This is a genomic window from Streptomyces griseocarneus (assembly GCF_014655595.1).
Classification (GTDB): Bacteria; Actinomycetota; Actinomycetes; order Streptomycetales; family Streptomycetaceae; genus Streptomyces; species Streptomyces griseocarneus.
This window is the reverse complement of the sequence record NZ_BNBL01000007.1, coordinates 352,883-377,124: the sequence shown is the minus strand read 5'-3', so window position 1 is coordinate 377,124 and position 24,242 is coordinate 352,883. Positions and strand designations below refer to the sequence as shown.

General features: G+C 72.9%; 19 protein-coding genes, 1 pseudogene and 1 riboswitch. Of the genes and pseudogenes, 7 read left to right on the top strand and 13 right to left on the bottom strand.

The features are described from left to right. Positions 1-151: 151 nt before the first annotated feature. Positions 152-517, top strand: a pseudogene (locus IE295_RS20395) (DUF779 domain-containing protein); the annotation flags it as partial. A 32-nt stretch (positions 518-549) separates the two neighbouring features. On the opposite strand, the gene IE295_RS20390 reads toward IE295_RS20395, so the two are convergent. Next, positions 550-2,730: a putative bifunctional diguanylate cyclase/phosphodiesterase gene (locus IE295_RS20390; RefSeq protein ID WP_190065166.1), complete on the bottom strand. Its 2,181-nt coding sequence runs from the start codon at positions 2,728-2,730 to the stop codon at positions 550-552. 645 nt (positions 2,731-3,375) lie between these two features. Next, positions 3,376-4,749 carry a C39 family peptidase gene (locus IE295_RS20385; RefSeq protein WP_190065121.1) on the bottom strand — a complete coding sequence of 458 codons (1,374 nt, stop codon included), beginning with the start codon at positions 4,747-4,749 and terminating at the stop codon, positions 3,376-3,378. Between the two features lie 181 nt (positions 4,750-4,930). On the opposite strand from IE295_RS20385, the gene IE295_RS20380 reads away from it, so the two are divergent. Both IE295_RS20380 and IE295_RS20375 read left to right on the top strand, forming a co-directional pair. Continuing rightward, the gene (locus IE295_RS20380; protein ID WP_224323175.1) at positions 4,931-5,572 is read left to right on the top strand and encodes a uridine kinase family protein; all 642 of its coding nucleotides are present in this window, start codon (positions 4,931-4,933) and stop codon (positions 5,570-5,572) included. 523 nt (positions 5,573-6,095) lie between these two features. Further along, positions 6,096-8,009, top strand: a complete 1,914-nt coding sequence (locus tag IE295_RS20375; protein ID WP_190065120.1) for an AAA family ATPase — start codon at positions 6,096-6,098, stop codon at positions 8,007-8,009. Positions 8,010-8,040: 31 nt separating this feature from the next. Here the strand turns inward: IE295_RS20375 and IE295_RS20370 are convergent, their stop codons facing one another. From IE295_RS20370 to ribD, 10 genes are all read right to left on the bottom strand, one after another. Beyond that, on the bottom strand, positions 8,041-9,135 hold the full coding sequence (locus tag IE295_RS20370) for a hemolysin family protein (RefSeq protein ID WP_190065119.1): 1,095 nt from the start codon (positions 9,133-9,135) through the stop codon (positions 8,041-8,043). Beyond that, positions 9,132-10,463: a hemolysin family protein gene (locus IE295_RS20365; RefSeq protein WP_190065164.1), complete on the bottom strand. Its 1,332-nt coding sequence runs from the start codon at positions 10,461-10,463 to the stop codon at positions 9,132-9,134. Before IE295_RS20365 ends, IE295_RS20370 begins: the two co-directional genes overlap by 4 nt. A 164-nt stretch (positions 10,464-10,627) precedes the next feature. Next, positions 10,628-11,092, bottom strand: a complete 465-nt coding sequence (locus tag IE295_RS20360; RefSeq protein WP_224323176.1) for a PH domain-containing protein — start codon at positions 11,090-11,092, stop codon at positions 10,628-10,630. A gap of 59 nt (positions 11,093-11,151) precedes the next feature. After that, complete coding sequence (gene hisG / locus IE295_RS20355) at positions 11,152-12,000, bottom strand: ATP phosphoribosyltransferase (protein ID WP_190065118.1); 849 nt, start codon at positions 11,998-12,000, stop codon at positions 11,152-11,154. Positions 12,001-12,080: 80 nt separating this feature from the next. Beyond that, on the bottom strand, positions 12,081-12,350 hold the full coding sequence (locus tag IE295_RS20350; RefSeq protein ID WP_086574932.1) for a phosphoribosyl-ATP diphosphatase: 270 nt from the start codon (positions 12,348-12,350) through the stop codon (positions 12,081-12,083). Between the two features lie 33 nt (positions 12,351-12,383). After that, positions 12,384-12,869 carry a 6,7-dimethyl-8-ribityllumazine synthase gene (gene ribH / locus IE295_RS20345; RefSeq protein WP_190065117.1) on the bottom strand — a complete coding sequence of 162 codons (486 nt, stop codon included), beginning with the start codon at positions 12,867-12,869 and terminating at the stop codon, positions 12,384-12,386. A gap of 31 nt (positions 12,870-12,900) precedes the next feature. Next, on the bottom strand, positions 12,901-14,196 hold the full coding sequence (locus tag IE295_RS20340; protein WP_190065116.1) for a bifunctional 3,4-dihydroxy-2-butanone-4-phosphate synthase/GTP cyclohydrolase II: 1,296 nt from the start codon (positions 14,194-14,196) through the stop codon (positions 12,901-12,903). Beyond that, positions 14,193-14,852: a nicotinamide mononucleotide transporter family protein gene (locus IE295_RS20335; protein WP_190065115.1), complete on the bottom strand. Its 660-nt coding sequence runs from the start codon at positions 14,850-14,852 to the stop codon at positions 14,193-14,195. The genes IE295_RS20340 and IE295_RS20335 overlap by 4 nt, the downstream gene beginning before the upstream one ends. Then, positions 14,849-15,460: a riboflavin synthase gene (locus tag IE295_RS20330; protein ID WP_190065114.1), complete on the bottom strand. Its 612-nt coding sequence runs from the start codon at positions 15,458-15,460 to the stop codon at positions 14,849-14,851. The genes IE295_RS20335 and IE295_RS20330 overlap by 4 nt, the downstream gene beginning before the upstream one ends. A 1-nt stretch (position 15,461) precedes the next feature. Beyond that, positions 15,462-16,598 carry a bifunctional diaminohydroxyphosphoribosylaminopyrimidine deaminase/5-amino-6-(5-phosphoribosylamino)uracil reductase RibD gene (gene ribD / locus IE295_RS20325; protein ID WP_190065113.1) on the bottom strand — a complete coding sequence of 379 codons (1,137 nt, stop codon included), beginning with the start codon at positions 16,596-16,598 and terminating at the stop codon, positions 15,462-15,464. Positions 16,599-16,766: 168 nt separating this feature from the next. Next, positions 16,767-16,898: riboswitch (FMN riboswitch) on the bottom strand. Positions 16,899-17,219: 321 nt separating this feature from the next. On the opposite strand from ribD, the gene IE295_RS20320 reads away from it, so the two are divergent. Both IE295_RS20320 and IE295_RS20315 read left to right on the top strand, forming a co-directional pair. Further along, the gene (locus IE295_RS20320; protein ID WP_190065112.1) at positions 17,220-19,643 is read left to right on the top strand and encodes a chitinase C-terminal domain-containing protein; all 2,424 of its coding nucleotides are present in this window, start codon (positions 17,220-17,222) and stop codon (positions 19,641-19,643) included. A gap of 44 nt (positions 19,644-19,687) precedes the next feature. After that, positions 19,688-20,902: an MFS transporter gene (locus IE295_RS20315; RefSeq protein ID WP_190065111.1), complete on the top strand. Its 1,215-nt coding sequence runs from the start codon at positions 19,688-19,690 to the stop codon at positions 20,900-20,902. A gap of 63 nt (positions 20,903-20,965) precedes the next feature. Here IE295_RS20315 and IE295_RS20310 read toward each other — a convergent pair whose 3' ends face one another. Then, entirely contained in the window at positions 20,966-21,808 is an 843-nt protein-coding gene (locus tag IE295_RS20310; RefSeq protein WP_190065110.1) for a hypothetical protein, read from the bottom strand. A 207-nt stretch (positions 21,809-22,015) separates the two neighbouring features. On the opposite strand from IE295_RS20310, the gene IE295_RS20305 reads away from it, so the two are divergent. Continuing rightward, on the top strand, positions 22,016-23,434 hold the full coding sequence (locus IE295_RS20305) for a uracil-xanthine permease family protein (RefSeq protein WP_190065109.1): 1,419 nt from the start codon (positions 22,016-22,018) through the stop codon (positions 23,432-23,434). Positions 23,435-23,510: 76 nt separating this feature from the next. Beyond that, the gene (locus tag IE295_RS20300; protein ID WP_190065108.1) at positions 23,511-24,203 is read left to right on the top strand and encodes a DUF5995 family protein; all 693 of its coding nucleotides are present in this window, start codon (positions 23,511-23,513) and stop codon (positions 24,201-24,203) included. Positions 24,204-24,242 lie beyond the last annotated feature (39 nt).

Sequence of the window (24,242 nt, the reverse complement as noted above, 5' to 3'; positions counted from 1 at the left end):
GCCGGTCATTCTCGGCCCGGTGCGGCCCCTGCCACCAGCGGTTTTCTCCCCCGTGCCAGGCCGCCCGGACCCTGCTCTGGCGATCAGGCCCGGCACGGGGCAGGCTGACCTCTCTCGACACGATTCGAGACGCAATAAGGAGGGATGCTCCATGAACGCACACTTACCCGACGTGTCGCGGATCGCGCTGACGCCCGCCGCGGCGCGGCTCGTCCGCGACCTCACCGCCCGGCACGGACCGCTGATGTTCCACCAGTCCGGCGGCTGTTGCGACGGCAGCTCACCGATGTGCTACCCGCGCGGCGAGTTCCGTACGGGGGCCTCGGACGTGCTCCTGGCCGAGCTGGTGGTCGGGGAAGTGGACGAGCCGGTCGGATTCTGGATGGCGGCCGAGCAGTTCGAGCGGTGGCGCCACACCCACCTGACGGTGGATGTGGTGCCGGGGCGCGGCAGCGGCTTCTCGCTCGAGGCTCCCGAGGGGGTGCGGTTCCTGATCCGCTCGCGGCTGCTGACGGACCACGAGGCACGGGTCCTCGCCGACGACGAAGGTCAGGACGAGGACGCGTCCGCCAGGGAGAGCGTGTGCAGGCGCTCCGGCGGGCCCGGCCGGGCGTAGTACCAGCCCTGTGCGGTGTCGCAGCCGAGTAAACGGAGGTGGTCGGCCTGGGTACCCGTTTCCACGCCCTCGACCGTCACCGACAGGTCGAGGGTGTGGGCGAGGGAGACGATACCCTCGACGATCTTCACGTCGACGGGGTCGGCGGGCGCGCGCTGCATGCCGCGGGTGAAGGACCGGTCGAGCTTGAGGGTGCTGACCGGCAGCCGGCGCAGGTAGGACAGGTTGGAGTAGCCGGTGCCGAAGTCGTCGAGGGCGATGTCGACGCCGAGGTCGGCGAGCTCGCGCAGCGGGCGGAGCTCGTCCTCGTCGGCGCCGATGAGGGCGTTCTCGGTGACCTCCAGGCACAGGGCGGTGGGGTCGAGGCCCGCGTCGTCGAGGACGGCGACGGTGTCGGCGACCAGGCCGGGGTAGCGCAGCTGGGACGGTGAGAGGTTGACGTTGACGCGCAGCGGGCCCTCGTACGTACCGGCCGACTTCCAGGAGCGGGCCTGGCGGGCGGCCTCCTCGAGGACCCAGCGGCCCAGCGGCACGATCAGGCCGGTGTTCTCGGCGAGCGGGATGAACTGGTCGGGGCCGAGCACCCCGTGGGCCGGGTGCAGCCAGCGGACCAGGGCCTCCGCGCCCCGTACGGTGCCGTCGGAGAGGCGGACGAGCGGCTGGTACTCGATGAAGAACTCGCCGTTGTCGAGCGCGGCGGGCAGGCAGTTGGTGAGGCTGTGCCGGGCGATGGCGCGGGCGTCGGAGTCCGCGTCGGCGAGCTCGTAGCGGTTCCCGCCGGCGGCCTTGGCTCGGTACATGGTGATGTCGGCGCTGCGCAGCACCTCCGCGGCGCCGCGCTTGCCGGCCGCGCCGTCGACGACGACGCCGATGCTGGCGCGTACGGACAGGTGGCGGCCGTCGAGATGGACGGGCTCGGCGAGGGCGGCCAGCATCCGGCGGGCGAGGGCGGTGGCGTCGCCCGGGGCGGCGGGGCCGGTGATCAGGGCCACGAACTCGTCGCCGCCCAGGCGGGCCACGAGCTCGCCGGGGCCGGTGGCGCAGGCTCGCAGCCGTTCGGCGACGGCGACGAGCAGCTGGTCGCCCACCGTGTGGCCGAGGCTGTCGTTGACGGCCTTGAAGCCGTCTATGTCGAGGTAGCACAGGCTGACGCGGCGCGAGCCGTCCGCGCGGGGTTCGAGCGCGCGGTCGAGGCGCTCGAAGAAGAGGGTGCGGTTGGGCAGGCCGGTCAGGGCGTCGTGGGTGGCCTCGTAGCGCAGTCGTTCGTGCAGCCGGCGGCGCTCGGTGATGTCCTCCATGAGCGCGAGCTGGTACTGGGGTGCGCCGGAGGCGTCGCGGAGCAGCGAGACCGACAGGTCGGTCCACAGGACGCTGCCGTCGCTGCGGTAGTACGGCTTCTCGACGCGGTAGTGGTCGCGCTCGCCGCGCACGAGCTCGTGGTAGAGGCCCCAGAACTCGGGGGCGTCGTCGGGGTGGACGAGCTCTCCGACGTTGCGGCCGGTCGGGGCGCTCGTGAGGTTGCCGAACATCCGCAGGACCGCCCTGTTGACGTCCATGATGCGGCCCTCGACGTCCGCGATGCCGACGCCGACGGCCGTCCCCTCGAAGACCGCGCGGAAGCGGGCCTCGCTGCGGTGCAGGGCCTGTTCGGCCTCGGCCTGGGCGGCGAGGGCGGCGCCGCAGACGGCCTCCTGCTCGACGAGGGTGCGCTCGTGCAGGGCGCGGGCGAAACCGGCGGCGACGGCGTGCTGCAGCCGCGAGCAGCGGGCCCGGCTCTCCTCGGCGGGCATGGGCCGGTCGGGCGGGCAGTAGAGCACGAGGTAGGCGTCGATGACGCCGAGTATCAGGGGCAGGGCGTCCGGGTCGGTGCAGTGCGCCCGGACCAGCGCCTCGCCGACCGAGGCGGCGGGCCGGGGGTCGAACGGCCGGGCGCTCAGCGCGTCGCTGAGCGTGCGGGCGAGCGGGACGAGATAGCGCTCGAACTCGGCGCGGGCCATGGCGGGTGCCGTCAGGGCGGGATGGACCGCGCGGCTCCAGATGGCCGCGAAGCGCCGCAGCCGGTCGTCCCGGGCATCGGAGCCGACGGCCTCCACGGCGGTCCCCGGGGAACCCATGGCGACGTACGAAACCGGGGCGGCGGTTTGATTCACGGGCAGCATTCTGCCACTGCTCACTCGGCTCACGGCTTCCGCCCCACCCCTGCCGGTCCGGCATACGCGGCCGGGGCTGCCGGAACCGTCCCGGGCCGGTGCTCCGAGCCACCGCGCGCACGGCCTTTTTGAAGGCCCATCAGCAGTGCAGAACCGACCGCTCGGCCCGCACCCCGCCGTCCTTCCCCCCGCACGCGGACCGTGCGGCCCGGCTCGTTCGGTACGGACAGGTCGATGCCCTGGGGGGCCCGGGTGGAACGCTCCATCAGACTGTGTCTCCAGCTCATCTCAGGGGTGTTGAGCAGAGGCTACTGATCGTCCGTTCGAATGGAAGTAGCAAGCGGAAATGGGCGATCCGCATTCGGCCACCACTCACCTTCGCCTCCTGCGGGTGTGTCGTTCGCAGCGGTTCGAAACCACCCGACCGCGTGACATGCATCTCCTTCGCCGGGGAATCCGGGGCCACCCGGCCCGGCGCCGGAACGCGTCAAAGGTCACACCATTGATCGTTTCTTCGGGTCACTGCAGCAAATGATCACATGAAGGAGCTATGTGCCGTACGTGCGGGGGTCCCGGGCGGCGGAGGGCCGGCCGCCGCCCGGGCGCCGCTCAGCGCACCCCGACCGAGGCCAGCGCCCGCGCCTGACGCGTCGTCGGGCGCAGCGGGAAGTACAGGTAGCAGATGCCGCCCGAGCCGCTTCTGACCTCTCCCTGGGCGTTGCGACGCTTGGTGCGCAGCCAGATGTTCTCGAACTGCCTCCGCTTGTAGACGCGCTCGACGGCCGCGTTCGACGGGCTCGCCGGGTCGTTGGCCACCACGTCGCCGCTCTGTGTGAAACCGACCACGCACATCAGGTGGCCGGCCGTCCCGTACCCGGCGCCGTCGAGCTCGGAGGCGAGGAAGGACTGCGAGGTGATGACGGGGATGCCCGCGCGCACGAGCCGTTCGGCGTCGTTCAGCGAGCGCAGGCGGGTGACCACGGCCTGCAGGTCGGGGTAGGTGGCGGCGTAGGCGGCGTTGAAGGGCCAGTTGCCGCAGCCCTTGTACTGGTGGTCGTAGGTGTGCCGGGCGGCGTGGCAGACCTGGGGGTCGGCGTAGGCGGGGTCGACCCAGGCGAGGTCCTCCCGGCTCGGCCGGTGGCCCCAGTACTCGATGACCATCTGCGAGGAGGTGGGGCTGCACCAGGCCTCGCCGCCGTTGTCGTACTCGGGGTACTGCCCCTTGTGGATCTCCTGGGAGTAGCGCGGCACCCGCAGCCGGTGGCCGGCCCCCTCCCCCGGCCTGGAGGCGGGGACGGTGAAGCGGTCGGGGATGTCGGAGGCCATCGCGCCGAGCCGCCAGACGGTGGGCGTCGCCCGGGTGCCGGGCCGGCGGTAGAGGGTGAGCCGGAGCTCGTAGGAGGCCAGGCGCAGTCCGCTCGCGGGGTTGTCGACGGCGAGGGTGTCGGTGGAGACGCTGCTCTTGCCGTCGCCCTGGCCGTCCACGGAGGTCCTGCGGATGTCGCCCGCCGCGTCGCCGGAGGTCCAGCGGCCCATCACGTACCAGGGCGTGCGGGTGCGGTCGGTGTACGTGCCGCGCAGTTCGGTCTGGAGCCAGGTGCCGGCGGGGGTGCGGGCGTTGAAGGAGACGACGATCTCGGTCGCGGGCGCGGGCAGGGTGCGCACCGGCGAGAGCCAGGTGGCGTACTCCCAGGACGTCGTCGCCTGGGTGTGGGGGTCGCGGTACTCGTAGGTGCCGATGGACTCGCCGATGACCAGGCCGGGGCGGGTGCCGCCGACGACGCGGGTGCCCGCGCCCCGGCCGCCGGACCACTGCGGGAACGTGGCCCAGGCGCGGTGGTCGACGGCCCCTTCGGCGGGGCCGGGGTCGCCGCCGGACGCGCCCGCGAAGGCGGGCGTGACCGAGGCGAGGGGCGAGGCGGCGGCCGCGACGGCGAGGGCGGCGGTGAGCACGGCTCGGCGGGGCGTGGGTCTGCTGGTCATGACGGTGGTCCCCCAGTCGTCTGTGGATGGGGCTGCGGGCGCGGTCCGGCCCGGTGGAGGTCCGCACCGGCCGGACCACTATCGCGGCTGTGGCGGTCCACGGCCAGTGATGCCCGCGCGGCGCGTCCCCGATACCGGCGGGAATGCCGGGCCGGGGGCGGGGCGGTCCTAGGGTGGTCCGATGAACGATCAATTCCGGCCCCTGGGCCCCCCGGAGCCCCCGGACCGCGGTGAGACGTGCCCCCACGCGCTCACCGCCCTCGCCCGCCGGCTGCGGGCGCTGCCGCCGTCCGTCGGCCCGGTGCGCCTGGTCGCCGTCGACGGGCACGCCGGATCGGGGAAGACCACCTTCAGCGAGCGGCTGGCCGTGGCCCTGGGCGGCGCTCCGGTCCTGCATCTGGACGACCTCGCGACGCACGAGGAGCTGTTCGAGTGGACCGGGCGGCTCACCGAGTGGGTCCTCGCGCCCTTCGCCCGCGGGGAGAGCGCGCGGTACCGGGCGTACGACTGGGTGGCGCGGCGCTTCGGAGCGGAGCGGGAGCTGCCGGCGGCGCCGGTGGTGCTGGTGGAGGGCGTCGGCGCGGGCCGGCGGGCTCTCCGCCCTTATCTCGCGTGCCTGTTGTGGATGGAGTTGGCCAACGAGGGCTCCTGGGAAAGGGGTCAACTCCGCGACGGCCCCGAACTGACCGAATTCTGGGACGGCTGGAAGCGAGCGGAGCGCGCCCATTTCACTACCGACCCCTCCCGGCCGTACGCCGAACTCCTGGTGCTGCAGGGCATCGAGGGGTACGAGTTGCTTCCGGGGCCCCAGAAAACCGACTGACCTTCACCCTCCCTCACCGTCCGTGATCAGTCGGCGGCCGGCCGGTGGCGTCCCTGCGTACGATCCCCGCCTACTGCCCCAACTCGGCTTGACCCAGGGGCCGTACAGGACTTACGTTCTCAATGTGCGGCCCGCCCAGGCCGCTTGCAGACGCGAAGCCCCCGGTTGTTCCCCCGTGATCGGGGGCTTCGTACTGCCCGCCGCGTCACGATTTGAGCGCTTTGCCTCATCACCCGGTCCGCCCCCGCGTCACCCACCGTGACCGCTCTCCGGGGCGCTTTCATGACCGCCCCCGGCTCGCGCCATCGCTGTCAAGCGCGCCCCCGCACCCTTCGGCCGACACCGATCGCGCAGGTACGATGCGAGACGGCGCACCCGTCGGCGGGCACCGCCGGCCCGGGCGCGTCGGCACTTCGACACGCGTGGTCAACTCCCGTCCACAGCACAACGGTTCGGAAAGGCGCGGCCAAGGCACTCGCCCGGCGGCACGGCACGCTACGGGGGCAGGTTTGTGGGGGACGTGATGGATCTCGGCATGCAGGGCCCGCCCGCCCCGGCCGAACTCGCCTGGCTTCGCGCCGTCGACGCCTACACCATGGGCGCCTACACCGAGGCCGAGCAGGAGTTCCGGGCCGCCGTGCGCGCCGACCCCGGAATGGCGGACGCCTGGCTCGGCCTGCACGCGCTGCGCGCCGAGACCACCACCGCGCTGCTGCGCATGTACCGGCACCGCGACCGCTTCGGCGAGCAGCGCGCCCGCCACCGCCGCCCGCTCAACTCCTGGTACTGGCTGGGCTGGTGGGTCCAGCCGGTGCTGGAGAGCGGCCGCGACCTGCTGCTGGCCCACGCCTCGCACTGGCTCGACGGCCGGCACGTCCCCGAGCTGGACCGGGCCCTCGCCGACTGCCCGCCCGTCGAGGCGGACCCCCAGGTGCGCTTCCTGCACGCCTGCCGGGCCTACCTGGTCAAGGACTGGGACCAGCTCGTACGGCACACCGAACCCCTGCTCGACGACCCGCTGCTGGGCATCGAGGCGGGACTCTTCGGCGGCATGGCCCGGGTCCGGCTGGAGATGTACGGACACGCCGAGCCGCTCCTCGCCGCCGCGCTGATGCGCTGCCGCAGCGAGCAGCCGCAGCGCAAGGAGCTGCGCTACTGGCTCGCCCGCGCCCACGAGGGCACGGGCCGCAGCGCCGCTGCCCTCCCCCTCTACCGCGCCGTGCACCGCGTCGACCCCTCCTTCATGGACACCGCGGCCCGGCTGACCGCCATCGCCGACGCGGACGGCGACGGCCTCGACGACGACCACCTGGACCTCGCCTCCGTGCCGCTGGGCGGCGGCCCGGCCGCCGATCCGGCCGCCGAGAGCGAGCCGCAGGGCGTGCCCGACGCCCTCGACGTCCTCACGGGCACCGGCCCGGAGAGCGAGCCCGCCGGCAGCGCCCCCGTCGAGGCCGACGGCGTGCGCGAGAAGTTCCGCGTCCCGGCCCAGGGCGGTCCGGCGCCGCTGCCCGGCCGCTCGGACCCGGTCCTGCTGGCCAGGGCGCTCGCCGAGCTGGAGCGCATGGTCGGCCTCGAGCCCGTCAAGCGGCAGGTGCGGGCGCTCTCCGCGCAGCTGCACATGGCCCGGCTGCGGGCCGGCCAGGGCCTGCCCGTCCAGCCCCCCAAGCGTCACTTCGTCTTCTCCGGCCCCTCCGGCACCGGCAAGACCACGGTCGCCCGCATCCTCGGCCGGGTGTTCTACGCCCTCGGGCTGCTCGGCGGCGACCATCTGGTCGAGGCCCAGCGGGCGGACCTGGTCGGCGAGTTCCTGGGCCAGACGGCCGTCAAGGCCAATGAGCTGATCGACTCCGCGCTCGGCGGGGTGCTCTTCGTGGACGAGGCGTACAGCCTCTCCAACTCCGGCTACAGCAAGGGCGACGCCTACGGCGACGAGGCGCTGCAGGTGCTCCTCAAGCGGGCCGAGGACAACCGCGACCGCCTGGTGGTCATCCTGGCCGGCTACCCCGAGGGCATGGACCGCCTCCTCGCCGCCAACCCCGGGCTGCACTCCCGCTTCACCACCCGGGTGGACTTCCCGAGCTACCGCCCGGCCGAGCTCACCGCCATCGGCGAGGTGCTGGCCGCGGAGAACGGCGACGCGTGGGACGAGGAGGCCCTGGAGGAACTCCGCAGCATCAGCGGCCACGTCGTCGAACAGGGCTGGATCGACGAGCTGGGCAACGGCCGCTTCCTGCGCACCCTGTACGAGAAGAGCTGCGCGTACCGCGATCTGCGGCTGTCGGCGTACCCGGGCACGCCGACCCGCGACGACCTCGCGACCCTGCGCCTGCCCGACCTCATGCAGGCGTACGGCGAGATCCTCTCGGGACCGGGCTGGGGGGCTCCGCGCCGCCGCCAGGGCGACGCGCGCGACCCGCAGGACCCGGCGCCGTGAGGGGGCCGCGGCCGGCCCCCGGCCCCGCGCCTCAGCCCGCCATCGCCTCCTCCGTCTCCGGGGCCCGTGCCTCCGGGGCCCGTGCCTCCGGGACCTCCCGGTGCGCCGGATCCCGGACCTCGCCGACGAGCATCTCCAGCACGTCCTCCAGCGCGACGAGCCCCAGCACCCGCCCGGACGCGTCGGTCACCGCCGCCAGGTGGGCGGCGGCCCGGCGCATGACGGTCAGCGCGTCGTCGAGCGGCAGCTCGGCCCGTACGGTCTGCACCCGCCGCCATATGTGCTGCGGCACCGCCCGCTCCCGGTCCTCCAGGTCCAGGACGTCCTTGACGTGCAGGTAGCCCATGAAGGCACCGCCCGGGGAGGCGCATATCGGGAAGCGGGAGTAGCCGGTGCGCACGGTCAGCTCCTCGATCTGCCGGGGCGTCACCGACGGGTCGACCGTCACCAGCGTGGCCGGGTCCAGCAGCACCTCCGTCACCGGCCGGCTGCCCAGCCCCAGCGCGTCCTCGAGCCGCTCCTGCTGCTCCGGCTCCAGCAGGCCGGCCTGGCGGGAGTCGTCGACCAGCCTGTTGAGCTGCTCGCTGGTGAAGACGGCCTCGATCTCGTCCTTGGGCTCGACGCGGAAGAGCCGCAGCACGCCGTGCGCGCAGGCGCCGAGCAGCCGGGTGACCGGCCGGCACAGCCGGGCGAAGGTCACCAGCCCGGGGCCCAGCCACAGCGCCGCCCGGTCGGGCGCGGACATGGCCAGGTTCTTGGGCACCATCTCGCCGATGACCAGGTGCAGGAAGACCACGAGGGCCAGCGCGATCACATAGCCCAGCGGGTGGATGAGCCCCTGCGGCAGCCCCGCCGCGTGGAAGACGGGCTCGAGCAGCTCCGCCACGGTCGGCTCGGCGACCGCACCCAGCGTCAGCGAGCAGACGGTGATGCCGAACTGTGCCGCCGCCATCATCTGCGGAAGGTTCTCCAGGCCCGTCAGGACCGTACGGGCCCGGCCCGAGCCCTCGGCGGCCCGGGGCTCGATCTGGCTGCGGCGTACGGACACCAGGGCGAACTCGGCGCCCACGAAAAAACCGTTGGCCAGCACCAGCAGCACGGCGAGGAGGAGTTGCAGCGCGCTCATCGGCGTACTCCCGCCGGGACGTCCGTCCGGACGAAGCGCACGCGCTCCGCCCGGTGGTGGCCGACCCTGCGCACCGACAGCCGCCAGCCGGGCAGCTCGGCGCCGTCGCCGGGGGCGGGGATGCGTCCGAGCAGGCCGGCGACGAGGCCGGCGACGGTCTCGTAGGGCCCGTCGGGCGCCTCGAGGCCGATGCGGCGCAGGGCGTCGACGCGGCAGCCGCCGTCGGCCTCCCAGGCCGGGCGGCCCTCATCGCAGGGGACGGGGGCCAGGTCCGGCCGGCCGGCGTCGGCGGCGTCGTGCTCGTCGCGCACCTCGCCGACGAGCTCCTCGACGATGTCCTCCAGCGTGACCACTCCGGCCGTGCCGCCGTACTCGTCGACGACCACGGCTATCGGCTGCCTGCTGCGCAGCTGCTCCAGCAGCGGCTGGACCGGCAGGGTGCCGGGGACGAGCAGGGGGGCCACGGCGATCCGTCCGACGGGGGTGCGCAGCCGTTCGTGGCCGGGCACGGCGAGGGCGTCCTTGAGGTGCACCATGCCGATCACCTCGTCGAGGCGCTCCCGGTAGACCGGGAAGCGGGAGAGGCCGGTGGCACGGGTGAGGTTGAGGACGTCCTCCGCGGTGGCGGTGGACTGCAGGGCGCTGACCTTCACCCGCGGGGTCATCACGTGCTGGGCGGTCAGGCCGCCGAGCGAGAGGGTCCGTACGAACAGGTCGGCGGTGTCCTGCTCGAGCGCGCCGGCCCGGGCGGAGTGCCGGGCGAGCGAGACGAGTTCGCCGGGGGTGCGGGCCGAGGCCAGCTCCTCGGCGGGCTCGACGCCCAGGGCGCGCACCAGGCGGTTGGCGACGGTGTTGAGCAGGGTGATGACGGGCCGGAAGAAGTGGGCGAAGACGCTCTGCGGGCCGGCGACGAACCGCGCGACCTGCAGCGGCCGGGAGACGGCCCAGTTCTTGGGCACCAGCTCGCCCACGACCATCTGCACGGCGGAGGCCAGCAGCATGCCGGCCACGACGGCGACGCCGGGGGCGGCGCCGTCCGGGAGCCCGGCGGCGGTCAGCGGGACGGTGAGCAGCCGGCCGAGCGCGGGCTCGGCGAGCATGCCGACCACCAAGGAGGTGATGGTGATGCCCAGTTGGGTGCCGGAGAGCTGGAAGGACAGCTCCCGCAGGGAGGCGACCACGGTACCGGCCCGGCGGTCACCGTCGGCCGCGGCCCGTTCGGCCTCCGGCTTCTCGACGGTCACCAGACCGAACTCGGCGGCGACGAAGAAGCCGTTCGCCAGGATGAGGAGCAGGGCTGCCGCGAGCAGCAGCAGGGACACGGTGATACTCATGACGCCGCCTCGCTGTGGGGGGCGGCGCAGGTACTACAGGACGATCCGTCCATCGCCGGAGGGAGTCACTCCTCGGTTCGCAGGTGCCCCGGTCCAGGGGCGGGGCACGTGTGTGCCCGTGGCACCAGAGTAATCAAGGAAGTGGGAGTGGCGGCGATTCAGGTCGCGGAGTGGCCTGTGCCGTGTGCCTCGACCAGCGCACGCAGGGTGCGGGCGTCGGCGATGGCCCGGTCCCGGGCGATGCCGGGCTGGATGCCCATGGCGGGCAGGCTGGTGCCGTCGGAGAGGTCGAGGTGGACCCAGGCGTCGCCCGAGCGCAGGTTGACGCGGACGATCTGGGCCCAGTCCAGCCGCCGGGTCGTCGTCAGGTTGGTGACGGTGACGCCGTCCTCGGCGGCGACGACCTTGGGGCGGCTGAGCAGGGAGAGCACGCCGAGGCCGAGCAGGCCGGTGCAGATGAAGGTGATCCGGTCCCCCGTGGTGAGCGTCTGCAGCAGCAGCGACATCACGGTGAGCGTGACCAGCAGGGCGGTGCCGATGCTCAGCAGCACGATCCGGGTGCGGGTCGGGCGGAAGGTGACGGGCAGCGGCGGCAGGGCGCTCGCGGGCACGGGGGTGGACACGTCTGCGTTCTTCCTCGGGGCTCTCTCGGTGCTTCTCCGGCGCGGCGGTGCGGCGGCGGTCAGAGGCGGCAGGCGTGGATGCCCGTGGTGAGGATGGCCCGGGCGCCGAGGTCGTAGAGCTCGTCCATGATGCGCTGGGCGTCCTGGGAGGGGACCATCGAGCGGACCGCGACCCAGCCCTCGTGGTGCAGCGGGGAGACGGTCGGCGACTCCAGGCCGGGGGTGAGGGCGACCGCGCGGTCCACCTGCTCCACCCGGATGTCGTAGTCCATCATCACGTAGCGGCGGGCGACGAGGACGCCCTGCATGCGGCGGAGGAACTGCTGGACCTTGGGGTCGTCGACCGGCGCGCCGTGGCGGCGGATGACCACGGCCTCGGAGGTGAGGATGGGCTCGCCGATGACCTCCAGCCCGGCGTTGCGCAGGGTGGTGCCGGTCTCGACGACATCCGCGATGATCTCGGCGACGCCGAGCTGGATGGCGGTCTCGACGGCGCCGTCGAGGTGCACGACGTCGGCGTCCACGCCGTTGTCGGCGAGGTGCTTGGTGACCAGGCCGGCGAAGGAGGTCGCGATGGTCATGCCGCCGAAGTCGCCGACGTCCTTCGCGGTGCCGGGGCGGGTGGCGTAGCGGAAGGTCGAGCCGGCGAAGCCGAGCTGCATGATCTCCTCGGCCCGGGAGCCGGAGTCGAGCAGCAGGTCGCGGCCGGTGATGCCGATGTCGAGCTTGCCGGAGCCGACGTAGACGGCGATGTCGCGGGGGCGCAGGAAGAAGAACTCGACCTCGTTCTCGGCGTCGACGAGGACGAGTTCCCTTCGGTCCTTGCGCTGGCGGTAGCCGGCCTCATGGAGCATCGCCGACGCAGGCTCGGAGAGAGAACCCTTGTTGGGGACGGCGATGCGCAGCATGAGGTCGGTTTCCTTTGTGCGTGGGGTTGTTGTGCGGGGAAGGGAGTCTGCCGGGAAGCGCTTACTCGGAGACGGCTGACTCAGAGATGAGCGTATACGTCGTCGAGGGAGATTCCCCGGGCCACCATCATCACCTGAAGGTGGTACAGCAGCTGGGAGATCTCCTCGGCCGTGGCCTCGGCACCCTCGTACTCGGCGGCCATCCACACCTCGGCGGCCTCCTCGACGACCTTCTTGCCGATGGCATGGACGCCCTTGCCCACCAGCTCGGCGGTACGGGAGGTGGCGGGGTCGGCGGAGGCCTTCTGCTGGAGCTCGGCGAAGAGCTCCTCGAACGTCTTCTTGGACATGGTGGTCCTACCCTACGCCGGTCCGCCCCGCCGTCAGTGCCAGGGCTCGGACACCGAACGGAGGATCACCGCCGTGGCGACGGCCGCGGTGACCGCCTCGTGGCCCTTGTCCTCGGCCGAGCCCTCCAGCCCGGCGCGGTCCAGGGCCTGCTGCTCGGTGTCGCAGGTCAGTACGCCGAAGCCGACGGGGACGCCGGTGTCGACGGAGACCTTGGTCAGGCCCTCGGTCACGCCCTGGCACACATAGTCGAAGTGCGGCGTGCCGCCGCGGATGACGACGCCGAGGGCGACGATGGCGTCGTAGCCGCGGCCGGCGAGGACCTTGGCCACGACGGGCAGCTCCCAGCTGCCGGGGACGCGCAGTACGGTCGGCTCGTCGATGCCGAGCTCGTGCAGGGCCCGCAGGGAGCCGTCGACGAGTCCGTCCATCACCTTCTCGTGCCACTGCGCGGCGATCACGGCCACCCGCAGGTCGTGGCAGTTCTTCACACTCAGCTGGGGGGCGCCCTTGCCGCTCACGTGTCTACTCTCCTCGGTCGGTGTGGTGTGATCACTGGTTGCCGCAGGCGGAGACGCGCTCGGCGTCCAGCCAGGGCAGGTCGTGGCCCATGCGGTCCCGCTTGGTCCGCAGGTAGCGCAGGTTGTGCTCGCCGGCCTGTACGGGCATGGGCTCACGGCCGGTGACCTTGAGTCCGTGGCGCACGAGGGCGGCGGTCTTGTCGGGGTTGTTGGTCAGCAGGCGCAGCGAGCGCACGCCGAGGTCCGTGAGGATGCGTGCGCCGGCAGCGTAGTCGCGCGCGTCGGCCGGCAGGCCCAGTTCGAGGTTGGCGTCGAGGGTGTCGCGGCCGTCCTCCTGGAGCTCGTAGGCGCGCAGCTTGGGCAGCAGGCCGATGCCGCGGCCCTCGTGGCCGCGGAGATAGAGGACGACGCCGCGGCCCTCGGTCGCGATCCGCTCCAGGGAGGCGTGCAGCTGGGGGCCGCAGTCGCAGCGCAGCGAGGCGAAGACGTCGCCGGTCAGGCACTCGGAGTGGACGCGGACCAGCACGTCGTCGCCGTCGCCGAGGTCGCCGGCGACGAGCGCGATGTGCTCGACGCCGTCGACGGTGGAGCGGTAGCCGTAGGCGCGGAAGTCACCGAAGGCGGTGGGCAGCCGGGTCTCGGCCTCGCGGCGGACGGTGGGCTCGGCGGACCGGCGGTAGGCGATCAGGTCCTCGATGGAGATGATCGACAGGCCGTGCTTGCGGGCGAAGGGCACCAGCTCGGGCAGGCGCAGCATCGCGCCGTCCTCCCCGGCGATCTCCACGATGGCGGCGGCGGGGCGCAGCCCGGCCAGGCGGGCGAGGTCGACGCCGGCCTCGGTGTGGCCGTTGCGGGCGAGCACGCCGCCGGGCTTGGCGCGCAGGGGGAAGACGTGTCCGGGGCGGACGAAGTCGCCGGGGACGGCGGCCGGGTCGGCCAGCAGCCGGATGGTGACGGCGCGGTCGGCGGCGGAGATGCCGGTGTCGGTGCCGTGGGCGCGGCCGGCGTCCACGGAGACGGTGAAGGCGGTGCGCATGGACTCGGTGTTGCGCTCGACCATCTGGGGCAGGTCGAGCCGGTCGATGTCCGGCTCCTCCATGGGCACGCAGATCAGGCCGCGGCACTCGCTCATCATGAAGGCCACGATCTCGGTGGTGACCTTCTCGGCCGCGACGACGAGGTCGCCCTCGTTCTCGCGGTCGGCGTCGTCCACGACGACGACGGGCCGGCCGGCGGCGATGTCGGCGATGGCGCGTTCGACGGGGTCGAGGGCCAGCACGTCGGCGTCCCCGCCCTCGGTCTCGTACCAGCTCTGCACGGCGGTCATGCCGTTACTCCTTCCGCAACGGGCGCGGTCTTCGGGCTCGTGCGCGACCGCAGCCACCAGTCGCGCATGCCCCACAGGACGAGGACGAGATAGACGACGTAGACGAGGCCGGAGAAGGCGAGCCCGCTGTCGAAGGCGAGCGGGACGCCGACCACGTCGACGAGCAGCCAGGCGAACCAGAACTCCACCAGTCCGCGGGCCTGGGCCACCATCGCGGCGAGGGTGCCGACGAAGATGTAGGCGTCAGGCCAGGGGTTCCAGGACAGCTCGGGCACGGCGGTGAACAGGGAGCCGACGGCGAGGGTGCCGACGGCGGTGCCGGCGATCAGCACGGCGCGCTCGCGCCAGGTGGCGAAGCGGACGGCGATGGAGCCGTCCTGGGCGCTGCGGCTGCCGCGCGTCCACTGCCGCCAGCCCCACAGCGCGACGCCGATGACCAGCAGCTGCTTGCCGATGCCGCCGCTGAGGTGGGCGGAGGCGTAGGCGGCGACGAGGATGACGCCGGAGAGGAACTGGGCGGGCCAGGTCGCTATGGAGCGGCGCCAGCCGAGGGCGAGGGCGGCGAGGCCGACGCAGTTGCCGATCATGTCGGACCAGATCACGTGCTGGCCGAAGGCCGTGAAGGCCTCGCCGTTGAGCCAGTCGAGGGCGCTCACGCGGCACCCTCCCCACCGGCGCGGTGGCCGAGCAGCCGCTCGACGTACTTGGCGAGGACGTCGACCTCGAGGTTGACCGGGTCGCCCGGCTGCTTGAGGCCCAGGGTGGTCAGGGCGAGGGTGGTGGGGATGAGGCTGACGGTGAACCAGTCGTCCTCGGCCCGTACGACGGTGAGGCTGATGCCGTCGACCGTGATCGAGCCCTTCTCCACGACGTAGCGGCCCAGTCCGTCGGGCAGGCCGATCCTGACGATCTCCCAGTGCTCGGCCGGCTGACGCTCGAGGATCGTGCCGGTGCCGTCCACGTGGCCCTGGACGAGGTGGCCGCCGAGGCGCCCGCCGAGCGCCATGGGGCGCTCGAGGTTGACGCGGGAGCCCGGGACGAGGGCGCCGAGGCTGGAGCGGTTCAGGGACTCGGCCATCACGTCGGCGGTGAACTCGCCGTTCTCGGTGTCGACGACGGTGAGGCAGACGCCGTTGACGGCGATCGAGTCGCCGTGCTTGGCGCCTTCGGTGACGAGGGGGCCGCGGAGCCGGAAACGGGAGGCGTCGTCGAGCTTCTCGACGGTGACGACCTCTCCCAGTTCTTCGACGATTCCGGTGAACACTTCAGTTCTCCTCGGTGGCGTTGGCGGGGGCGGGAGTTTGGGGGGTGGCGGTGACCCGCAGGTCGGGGCCGAGCCGGGCGACGTCGGTGACGTCCAGGCGCAACGCCTGGGCGATGGTGCCGATTCCGGCGTCGCCGAGCGCGGTCGGCCCGGCGCCCAGCAGCGCGGGGGCGAGGTAGCCGATGACCCGGTCGACGGCGCCGGCGGCCAGGAAGGCGCCGGCGAGGGTGGAGCCGCCCTCGAGCAGGACGGAGCACACGCCGCGCTCGTGCAGGGCGTCGAGCAGGGCGCGCACGTCGAGGCCGCCGGTGCCCGCGGCGCGCGGGAGCCGTACGGTCTCGACGCCCGCCAGGTGGGTGGTGTCGGCGTCCTCGGCGACGGCGATCAGGGTGGGGGCGGCGTCGTCCAGGACCCGGGCGCCCGGCTTGACGGTGGCGTTGGTGTCGACGACGACGCGCAGCGGCTGGGTGACGGGTTCGGGCCGGCGCAGCAGGGCGCCCCGGACGGCCAGGTGCGGGTCGTCGGCGCGCAGCGTGCCGGAGCCGACGACGACGGCGTCGGCCTCGGCGCGCAGCCGGTGGACGTCGGCGCGGGACTCGGCGGAGGAGATCCAGCGGCTGGTGCCGTCGGCGGCGGCGCTGCGGCCGTCGAGGGTGGCGGCGTACTTCCACACCACGAAGGGGCGCCCGTGCAGGACGGAGGAGAGCCAGGCGGCGTTGCCGGCGGCGGCCCGGTCGGCCAGCAGGCCGCCCTCGACGTCGACGCCGGCGGCGGCGAGCGTGGCCGCGCCGCCGGACGCTCCGGGGTTCGGGTCGGAGACGGCGTAGACCACACGGGCGACGCCGGCCTCGATCAGGGCGCGGGTGCAGGGGCCGGTGCGGCCGGTGTGGTCGCAGGGCTCCAGCGTGACGACGGCGGTGGCCCCGCGGACGTCGTGGCCCGCCTCCCGGGCGGCGCGCAGGGCGTTGACCTCGGCGTGCGGTCCGCCGGCGCGGTGGTGCAGGCCTTCGCCGAGGGTGTGGCCGTGGTCGTCGAGGAGGACGCAGCCGACGACGGGGTTGGGGCTGGTGGAGCCGAGGGCGCGGGCCGCGAGCGCGATGGCGCGTCGCATCGCGTCTGCTTCGGTAGCGGTGGCCACCGGGGTCCTCCTGCCTCTTCGGGCACGGACTCCGGGGCTGTCGTACGGGACGACGAAGTAGCGGGTACGCCGCAGCGGATGATCACCGGGTCAGGGGACGGGGATGCGGGAACGCCACGAGGGACGCCCGCTCCGCGCCACCTGTGACGGTGTGCCGATGCGTGCCCGCCGCGCACTGCCTCCCATCCGGACTTTAACCGTCGGTCCAGGAATTCCACCTGGTCAACCGGCCGCTGGTGTGCGGTCGGGTCGCGGACTATAACCGCCGGTTCGGACTTTCACCGACCCCGGAGTGCGCTGCGTAAATTCGATCAATTTTACAGTACAAGGTGCCTGACCTGCGGATTCATCAAATGCCGCAGCTCCGACGAGTCCGAGCGTACGCCGGACGGCGCCGCGGTGTCCACGGGGACTTGACAGAGTGCGCGGGCTCACACCCGGAGGGCGACGGGAGCTCGCCGCGCACTTGGTCCATACCTATTGACGCACTGGTCTAGTCCTTTTAACCTCTGCCACACCTCCGAGGAGTACGGCCCGCCGGTGCGCGCGCACCACGGGCCCGGCACGTCGCACACCCCCCGCATCGCTCGTCATGAGCCCCCACTGGAGGAACCGAACGTGTTGTCCCGCAAGAGAACCCCCGGCGGATCCGCCGGAAACCGATCGGCCGGTTTCCGCGTCCGCGGGAGCGTCGCCCTCACGGCGGCGGCCACCGCCCTGGCCGGCCTGCTGGCCGGCACGCTCTCCGCGACCGCCTCGCACGCCGAGGACCAGTCCGCCTGCCGCCCCGACGGCCTGTACGCCACACCGGGCGTCGACGTCCCCTACTGTTCGGTCTACGACGCGGCCGGCCGGGAGAAGATGGGCGCCGATCACCAGCGTCGCGTCATCGGCTATTTCACCGGCTGGCGCACCGGCAAGGACGGCACTCCCGCCTACCTCGCCCCGGACATCCCCTGGGACAAGGTCACCCACCTCAATTACGCCTTCGCGCACGTCGGCCCCGACGACAAGATCTCCGTCGGCGCGGACGGCGCGGGAAATCCGGCGACCGGAATGACCTGGCCCGGCGTCGCCGGCGCCGAAATGGACCCGGCCCTCCCCTACAAGGGGCACTTCAACCTGCTGAACAAGTACAAGAAACAGCATCCGCAGGTGAAGACGCTCATCTCCGTGGGCGGCTGGGCGGAGACCGGCGGCTATATCGACGAGAACGGCAAGCGCGTCGACTCCGGTGGTTTCTACCGGACCGCGACGAACGCCGACGGCTCGGTCAACCAGGCCGGAATCGACACCTTCGCGGATTCGGCCGTCGCGTTCGTCAAGAAATACGGATTCAACGGCGTCGACATCGACTACGAGTACCCGACCTCGATGAAGGACGCCGGGCACCCCAAGGACTGGGCGCTCGCCAACGCCCGGCGCGGCGGTCTCAACAAGGGATACGCGGCCCTGCTGAAGACGCTCCGGGAAAAGCTCGACCGGGCCGGCGCCGCCGACGGAAAGCACTATCTGCTCTCCGTCGCCGCACCCTCGTCGGGCTATCTGCTGCGCGGCATGGAGACGTATCAGAGCGCGAAATACCTGGACTACGTCAACGTGATGTCGTACGACCTGCACGGGGCCTGGAACGAGTTCGTCGGCCCCAACGCGGCGCTGTACGACGACGGAAAGGACGCCGAACTCGCCAAGTGGGGCGTCTACACCGCCGGGCAGTACGGCGGCATCGGCTACCTCAACGGCGACTGGGCGTACCACTACTTCCGCGGCGCCCTCCCGGCCGGCCGCGTCAACCTCGGCCTGCCGTACTACACGCGCGGCTGGAAGAACGTCACCGGTGGCACCGACGGCCTGTGGGGAACGGCCAAGGCGGCCTCCTGTCCCGCCGGTTCGGGCCTGACGACGTGCGGCGACGGCGCGGTGGGCATCGACAACCTCTGGCACGACAAGGACGACGACGGCAAGGAGTCGCCCGCCGGGTCCAACCCGATGTGGCACGCGAAGAACCTGGAGAAGGGCGTCGTCGGCGACTACGCCGGCGCGTACGGCTTCCCGGCCGGCACCAAGCTCACCGGCACCTACGCCCGTCGCTACGACGCCACGCTGACCGCCCCCTGGCTGTGGAACGCCGAGAAGAAGGTCTTCCTCTCCACCGAGGACGAGCAGTCGGTGAAGGCCAAGGCCCAGTACGTCGTGGACAAGGGCCTCGGCGGCACCATGATCTGGGAGCTCGCCGGCGACTACGGCTGGAACGCCGGCAAGGGACAGTACGAGCCCGGCTCCACGCTCACCACGGCCCTGTACGACGCGTTCAGGTCGGCCCCCGCCTACGGCGCGAAGCGCGCGACGACGGACGTGCCGAGCCAGGCGATCGACCTCGGCGTCGACTTCACCGGTTTCCCGCTGGGCGACTCCAACTACCCCATCAACCCGAAGATCCACATCACCAACAACACCAAGGCCACCATCCCGGGCGGTGCGGAGCTGCAGTTCGACTACGCCACCTCCGCGCCCGGCAACGCCAGGGACCAGTCGGGCTGGGGCCTGAAGGTCATCCGCAGCGACCACGCCTCGACCGGCAACGTCGGCGGCCTCAAGGGCGACTACCACCGGGTCTCGGTCAGGCTCCCGGCCTCCCAGCCGCTCGCGCCGGGCGCCTCGGCGGACCTCGACTTCGTCTACTACCTGCCGGCGTCCACCCCCTCCAACTGGACGGTGAGCTTCGGCGGCAGGACGTACGCCCTGGCCGGCGACCTGGCCCGGGGCACCACCGTGGTCGACCCGGGCGGTCCCTCGCCCACACCGACGGCAACCCCCACGGGCACCCCCACCGCGACCCCGACGGGCACCCCGACCGGCACGCCGACGGGCACCCCCACCGGCGGCACCTGCACCGCGCCGGCCTGGGACCGGGAAGCCGCCTACAACGGGGGCGCCACCGTCTCGTGGAAGTCCCGCTCCTGGAAGGCCAAGTGGTGGACGCGGGGCGAGGAGCCCGGCACCACCGGCCAATGGGGGGTCTGGCAGGACCAGGGCTCCTGCTGATGCACTGAGAGCGCACGAGCGGGCCGGACGGCGGACGGAGCGGCATGCGCACACCTGCGGAAGGCGGGGACCCCCGGCTGCGCCGGGCACGGATCGCGATCGCGGCGGTCTTCGCCGTCCACGGCGCGGTCACCGGCAGCTTCGCCACCCGCGTCCCCTGGATCCAGGAACACGCGGGCCTCGGATCCGGCCTGCTCGGCCTCGCACTCGTCTGCCCCGCGGTCGGCGCCTCGGTCGCCATGCCGCTCGCGGGGCGCGTCGGCCACCGCTACGGCACCCGGGCCGGGCTGCGCCTGCTGCTCGTCCTGTGGTGCCTCTCGCTGGTGCCGCCCGCCCTCTCCCCCTCCATGGTCACCCTCTGCGCCGCACTCACGGTGTACGGGGCGACGTCCGGGATGGCGGACGTCGCCATGAACGCACTCGGCGTGCGGACCGAGGAGCGGCTGGGCCGCTCGATCATGTCGGGGCTGCACGGAATGTGGAGCGCGGGCGGACTCACCGGTTCCGCGGCGGGCACGCTCGCCGCGCACACGGAGACGGACGCCCGGCTCCACTTCGCCCTGGCGGCCGGTGTGCTCGTCCTGCTCGGCGCGGCCGCCTGCCGGGGAGTGCTGGACCTGCGCCCGGCCGACGACGAGCGGCCGCCGCCGCGATTCTCGCCGCCGCCGCGGGCCGCGCTGGCCATCGGGGCGGTCGGGTTCTGCGCGGTCTTCGCCGAAGGGGCGAGCCTGGACTGGTCGGCCGTCTACCTGCGCGACGTCATCGGCTCCGATCCGGGCACGGCCGCCGCCTGCACCACGGCGTTCGCCTGCGCGATGGCACTGGCCCGCTTCGCCGGTGACGCGGTGGTCCGGCGGTTCGGGCCGGTGGGGACCGTACGGGCGAGCGGCGTCGTGGCGGTCCTCGGCGGGGCGCTGGTCGTCTCCTCGGCCGGGCCGGCGCCCGTGATCGCCGGTTTCGCGCTGCTGGGCGTGGGGATCGCCGTGGTGGTCCCGCTGGCCTTCGCGGCCGCGGGGCACAGCGGGCCGCGTCCGGACCAGGCCATCGCCGGCGTGGCGACCATCGTCTACTCGTCGGCGCTGGTGGCGCCGGCCGTCATCGGCCAGATCGCGAACGCCACCTCGCTCGTGGTGTCCTTCGCCCTGGTGACCGCGCTGGCGGGCGGACTGGTCGCGGGGGCGGGCGTGTTGCGCGCACCGGCCGCTGCCCGGCAGCCCGCGGCCGCCCCCGCCCGTGCGACACGCCGCCGCGGGCCGTGAACCGGACCCCGGGGGAGGTCGGCCACGGCCCGCGGTGGAGGGGGACCGTCAGGCGCGGAAAGGTCAGATCACAATGGCCCAGCCGTGCCCGCCGCCCCAGTGGCCGCCGTGCCCGCCGTGACCGTTGCAGTCGTCGTGGCCGCCGTGGTGGCCGCCCCACTTGTCGTGGTGGCCGCCCCACTTGTCGTCGCAGTCGCCGCCCTTGTGGTGGCCGCCCCAGTCGTCACCGTGGTGACCCCAGCCGCCGCCCCACTTGTCGTGGCCGCAGCCGTTGTTGTGGCCCCAGCCGTTGTTGTGGCCCCAGCTGTTGTGGCCACCCCAGTTGTTGTGGCCCCAGCCGTTGTGGCCCCAGCCGTTGTTCTTCCACTTGCCGATGAAGATGCCGCCCCAGTTACCGCCCCAGCCGCCGCCCCAGCTCTCGTGGCGGCTCCAGCTGTGGTCGTGGCTCCAGCTGCCGTGGCGGTGGCCGCGGTCGCAGTCGTCCTTGTCGTTGTCGCGGTGGTGACGCCCGCGGTCGCAGTCGTCCCGGTCGTTGTCGCGGTGGTGACGCCCGCGGTCGCAGTCGTCCTTGTCGCGGTCACGGTCGCGCCCGCGGTCGCGGTCGCGGTCGCAGTCCCGGTCCTTGTCACGGCCCTTGTCGCGGTCGTGGCGGTTGCCCTTGTCGCGGTCCTTGTCGCGGTCCTTGTCACGGCCCTTGTCACGGTCGTGGCGGTTGCCCTTGTCGCGGTCGCGGTCGCAGTCCCGGTCGCGGCCGCGGTCACGGCCTCGGTCGTGGTCGTCGTCCCAGCTCGCGGACTGGGCGCCCGACGCGATCTGCGGCGCGGCCTGGGCCACTCCGGCGAGCGGAATGATGGTTGCGCCGGCGATGAACGCGGCGGCCGCTGTGCGGCCGACGAGGTTACGCATGTGTGTCTCCTGAATTGCAGGAAATCGGACACCGGACACATACCTCCCATGAACTGATAAACAGCCGGTGCTCCCGGCCGTACAGTCCTACGGGGTGTTAATTGCGCCGATCGCACCAACGCCCGCACGCCCCGGCGGCGAGACGGAGCACCGCGCGGCCCGGCTTAGCATGGTCCGGATCACCACAACGCGACATATGGAGCAGCCATGGGCCTCGGCGTGCGCTGGACCCTGCACGGAGACGGGCGCACCCCCGCCCCGGGAGCCGTCGTCAGACCGGATGAGCGGCTCTCGTGGCCGAGGACCGCGGGCCTGGGCGCGCAGCATGTGGTCGCGATGTTCGGTGCGTCGTTCGTGGCACCCGTCCTGATGGGTCTCGACCCGAACCTCGCGATCATGATGTCGGGCGTCGCCACGATCATCTTCCTGCTGGCGACCCGCGGCCGGGTGCCCAGCTACCTGGGCTGCAGCCTCTCCTTCGTGGGCGTCGCGGCGATCATCCGGGCCCAGGGCGGGGACAGCGCGGCGGTCACGGGCGCGATCCTCGTGGTCGGCGTGGCGCTGTTCCTCAGCGGGCTGGCGGTGCGGAAGTTCGGCGCCCGGATCATTCACGCGGCGATGCCGCCGGTGGTCACCGGCGCGGTCGTGATGCTGATCGGCTTCAACCTGGCGCCGGTGACCGCGACCACGTACTGGCCGCAGGACCAGTGGACCGCGCTGCTGACGATGCTCTTCACCGGGCTCGCCGTGGTGTGCCTGCGCGGGTTCTGGTCCCGCGTGGCGATCTTCCTCGGCCTGGTCTTCGGTTACGCCCTCTCCTGGCTCCTCGACCGGCTCTTCGGGAAGATCCATTCGGTGCACGGCGGCCCGCAGGCCGTCGACCACTGGCGGCTGGACCTGTCCGGCGTCGGCACGGCGGACTGGATCGGCCTGCCCTCGCTGCACGCGCCGAGCTTCGGCTGGTCGGCGGCGCTGGTGGCGCTGCCGGTCGTCATCGCGCTGATCGCGGAGAACGCCGGGCACGTCAAGGCCGTCGGCGAGATGACCGGAGACCCGCTGGACGACCAGCTGGGCACCGCGATCGCCGCGGACGGCGCGGCCACGGTGCTCTCCACGGCGGTCGGCGGCCCTGCCAACACCACCTACTCCGAGAACATCGGCGTCATGGCGGCCACCCGCGTCTACTCCACCGCCGCCTACTGGGCCGCGGCGGGCTTCGCCCTGCTCTTCGGCCTCTGCCCGAAGTTCGGCGCGGTCGTCGCCGCCATCCCGGGCGGCGTGCTGGGCGGCATCACCGTGATCCTCTACGGCATGATCGGCCTGCTGGGTGCGCAGATCTGGGTGCACAACAAGGTCGACCTGCGCAATCCGCTGAACCTGGTGCCGGTGGCGGCGGGCGTCATCATCGGCGTCGGCGGCGTCAGCCTGAAGATCAGCGAGAACTTCGAGCTGAGCGGCATCGCCCTCGGCACGATCGTGGTCATCAGCGGCTATCACGCGCTGCGCGCCCTGGCCCCGGCCCACCTCAAGACGCAGGAACCGCTGCTGGACGCGGGCACCAGCGGCTACGACGACGGGGCGGCCGGCGGCGCGGCGGGCGAGGGGCCGGCCCCGCACGGCGCCTGAGAGAACCGTTCACCCGTTCGGGCTAAATAAGCCACCGCGTCGCCTACGCTCCGTGTTCAGCTGTCACTCTGTGTCCATGACGAGGGTGGGGGCGCGGTCGGCGGTGTCCGTCGGCATCGACGCGGTGGTGGCGAGAATGCGGGGGCTCGGGGCCGGGCTCCCGCCGGGCGACGGGGTGGCGGTCTTCAACCGCGTCTATCTGGCGGTCACCGAGGAGATCGGCCGCCGGGTGGGAGCGGGCGCCTTCCGCGACCACCGAGCCGCGGCCGAGCTCGACGTGCGCTTCGCCGGGCGCTATCTGCACGCCGTGGACCAGGCCGCCGCGGGCCGCCCGGCGCCGGCCTGCTGGCGGCCGCTGTTCCAGCTGCGGGGTCACCCGGCCGTGCGGCCCCTGCAGTTCGCGCTGGCGGGGATCAACGCCCACATCGGCCACGACCTGGCCCTGGCCCTGACCGACACCTGCCGGGCGCTCGGCGTCGAGCCGAGCGCGCTGGAGGGCGACTTCCATCGCATCGGCGAGCTGCTCGTGATGATGGAGGAGCGGATCCGGGAGGAGCTGATGCCCGGCCCGGACCTGCTGGACGTGGCCGACCCGCTGACGCACCTGGTCGGCTCCTGGACGCTCGAGGCCGCGCGGAACGCCGCCTGGGCCTCCTTCCGCACGCTGTGGGCGCTGCGGACGCTGCCCGACCTGGCCGAGGAGTTCACCGACCGCGTCGACGCGAGCGTGGGGATGGTGGGGCGATGCCTGCTCACTCCCCTGGGCTGACCGCCCGGCCGGAAGCGGCCGGGCCGGTGCGCGGAGGGA

What these genes read in the sequence shown, in the direction of transcription:
- IE295_RS20370 (WP_190065119.1), bottom strand. Translation starts at nt 9,135, where the DNA reads ATGAGCGCGCTGCAACTCCTCCTCGCCGTGCTGCTGGTGCTGGCCAAC.
- IE295_RS20350 (WP_086574932.1), bottom strand. Translation starts at nt 12,350, where the DNA reads ATGTCCAAGAAGACGTTCGAGGAGCTCTTCGCCGAGCTCCAGCAGAAG.
- IE295_RS20310 (WP_190065110.1), bottom strand. Translation starts at nt 21,808, where the DNA reads ATGCGTAACCTCGTCGGCCGCACAGCGGCCGCCGCGTTCATCGCCGGC.
- IE295_RS20390 (WP_190065166.1), bottom strand. Translation starts at nt 2,730, where the DNA reads ATGGGTTCCCCGGGGACCGCCGTGGAGGCCGTCGGCTCCGATGCCCGG.
- IE295_RS20305 (WP_190065109.1), top strand. Translation starts at nt 22,016, where the DNA reads ATGGGCCTCGGCGTGCGCTGGACCCTGCACGGAGACGGGCGCACCCCC.
- IE295_RS20380 (WP_224323175.1), top strand. Translation starts at nt 4,931, where the DNA reads ATGAACGATCAATTCCGGCCCCTGGGCCCCCCGGAGCCCCCGGACCGC.
- IE295_RS20375 (WP_190065120.1), top strand. Translation starts at nt 6,096, where the DNA reads ATGGATCTCGGCATGCAGGGCCCGCCCGCCCCGGCCGAACTCGCCTGG.
- IE295_RS20340 (WP_190065116.1), bottom strand. Translation starts at nt 14,196, where the DNA reads ATGACCGCCGTGCAGAGCTGGTACGAGACCGAGGGCGGGGACGCCGAC.
- IE295_RS20385 (WP_190065121.1), bottom strand. Translation starts at nt 4,749, where the DNA reads ATGACCAGCAGACCCACGCCCCGCCGAGCCGTGCTCACCGCCGCCCTC.
- IE295_RS20300 (WP_190065108.1), top strand. Translation starts at nt 23,511, where the DNA reads ATGACGAGGGTGGGGGCGCGGTCGGCGGTGTCCGTCGGCATCGACGCG.
- IE295_RS20315 (WP_190065111.1), top strand. Translation starts at nt 19,688, where the DNA reads ATGCGCACACCTGCGGAAGGCGGGGACCCCCGGCTGCGCCGGGCACGG.
- hisG (WP_190065118.1), bottom strand. Translation starts at nt 12,000, where the DNA reads ATGCTGCGCATCGCCGTCCCCAACAAGGGTTCTCTCTCCGAGCCTGCG.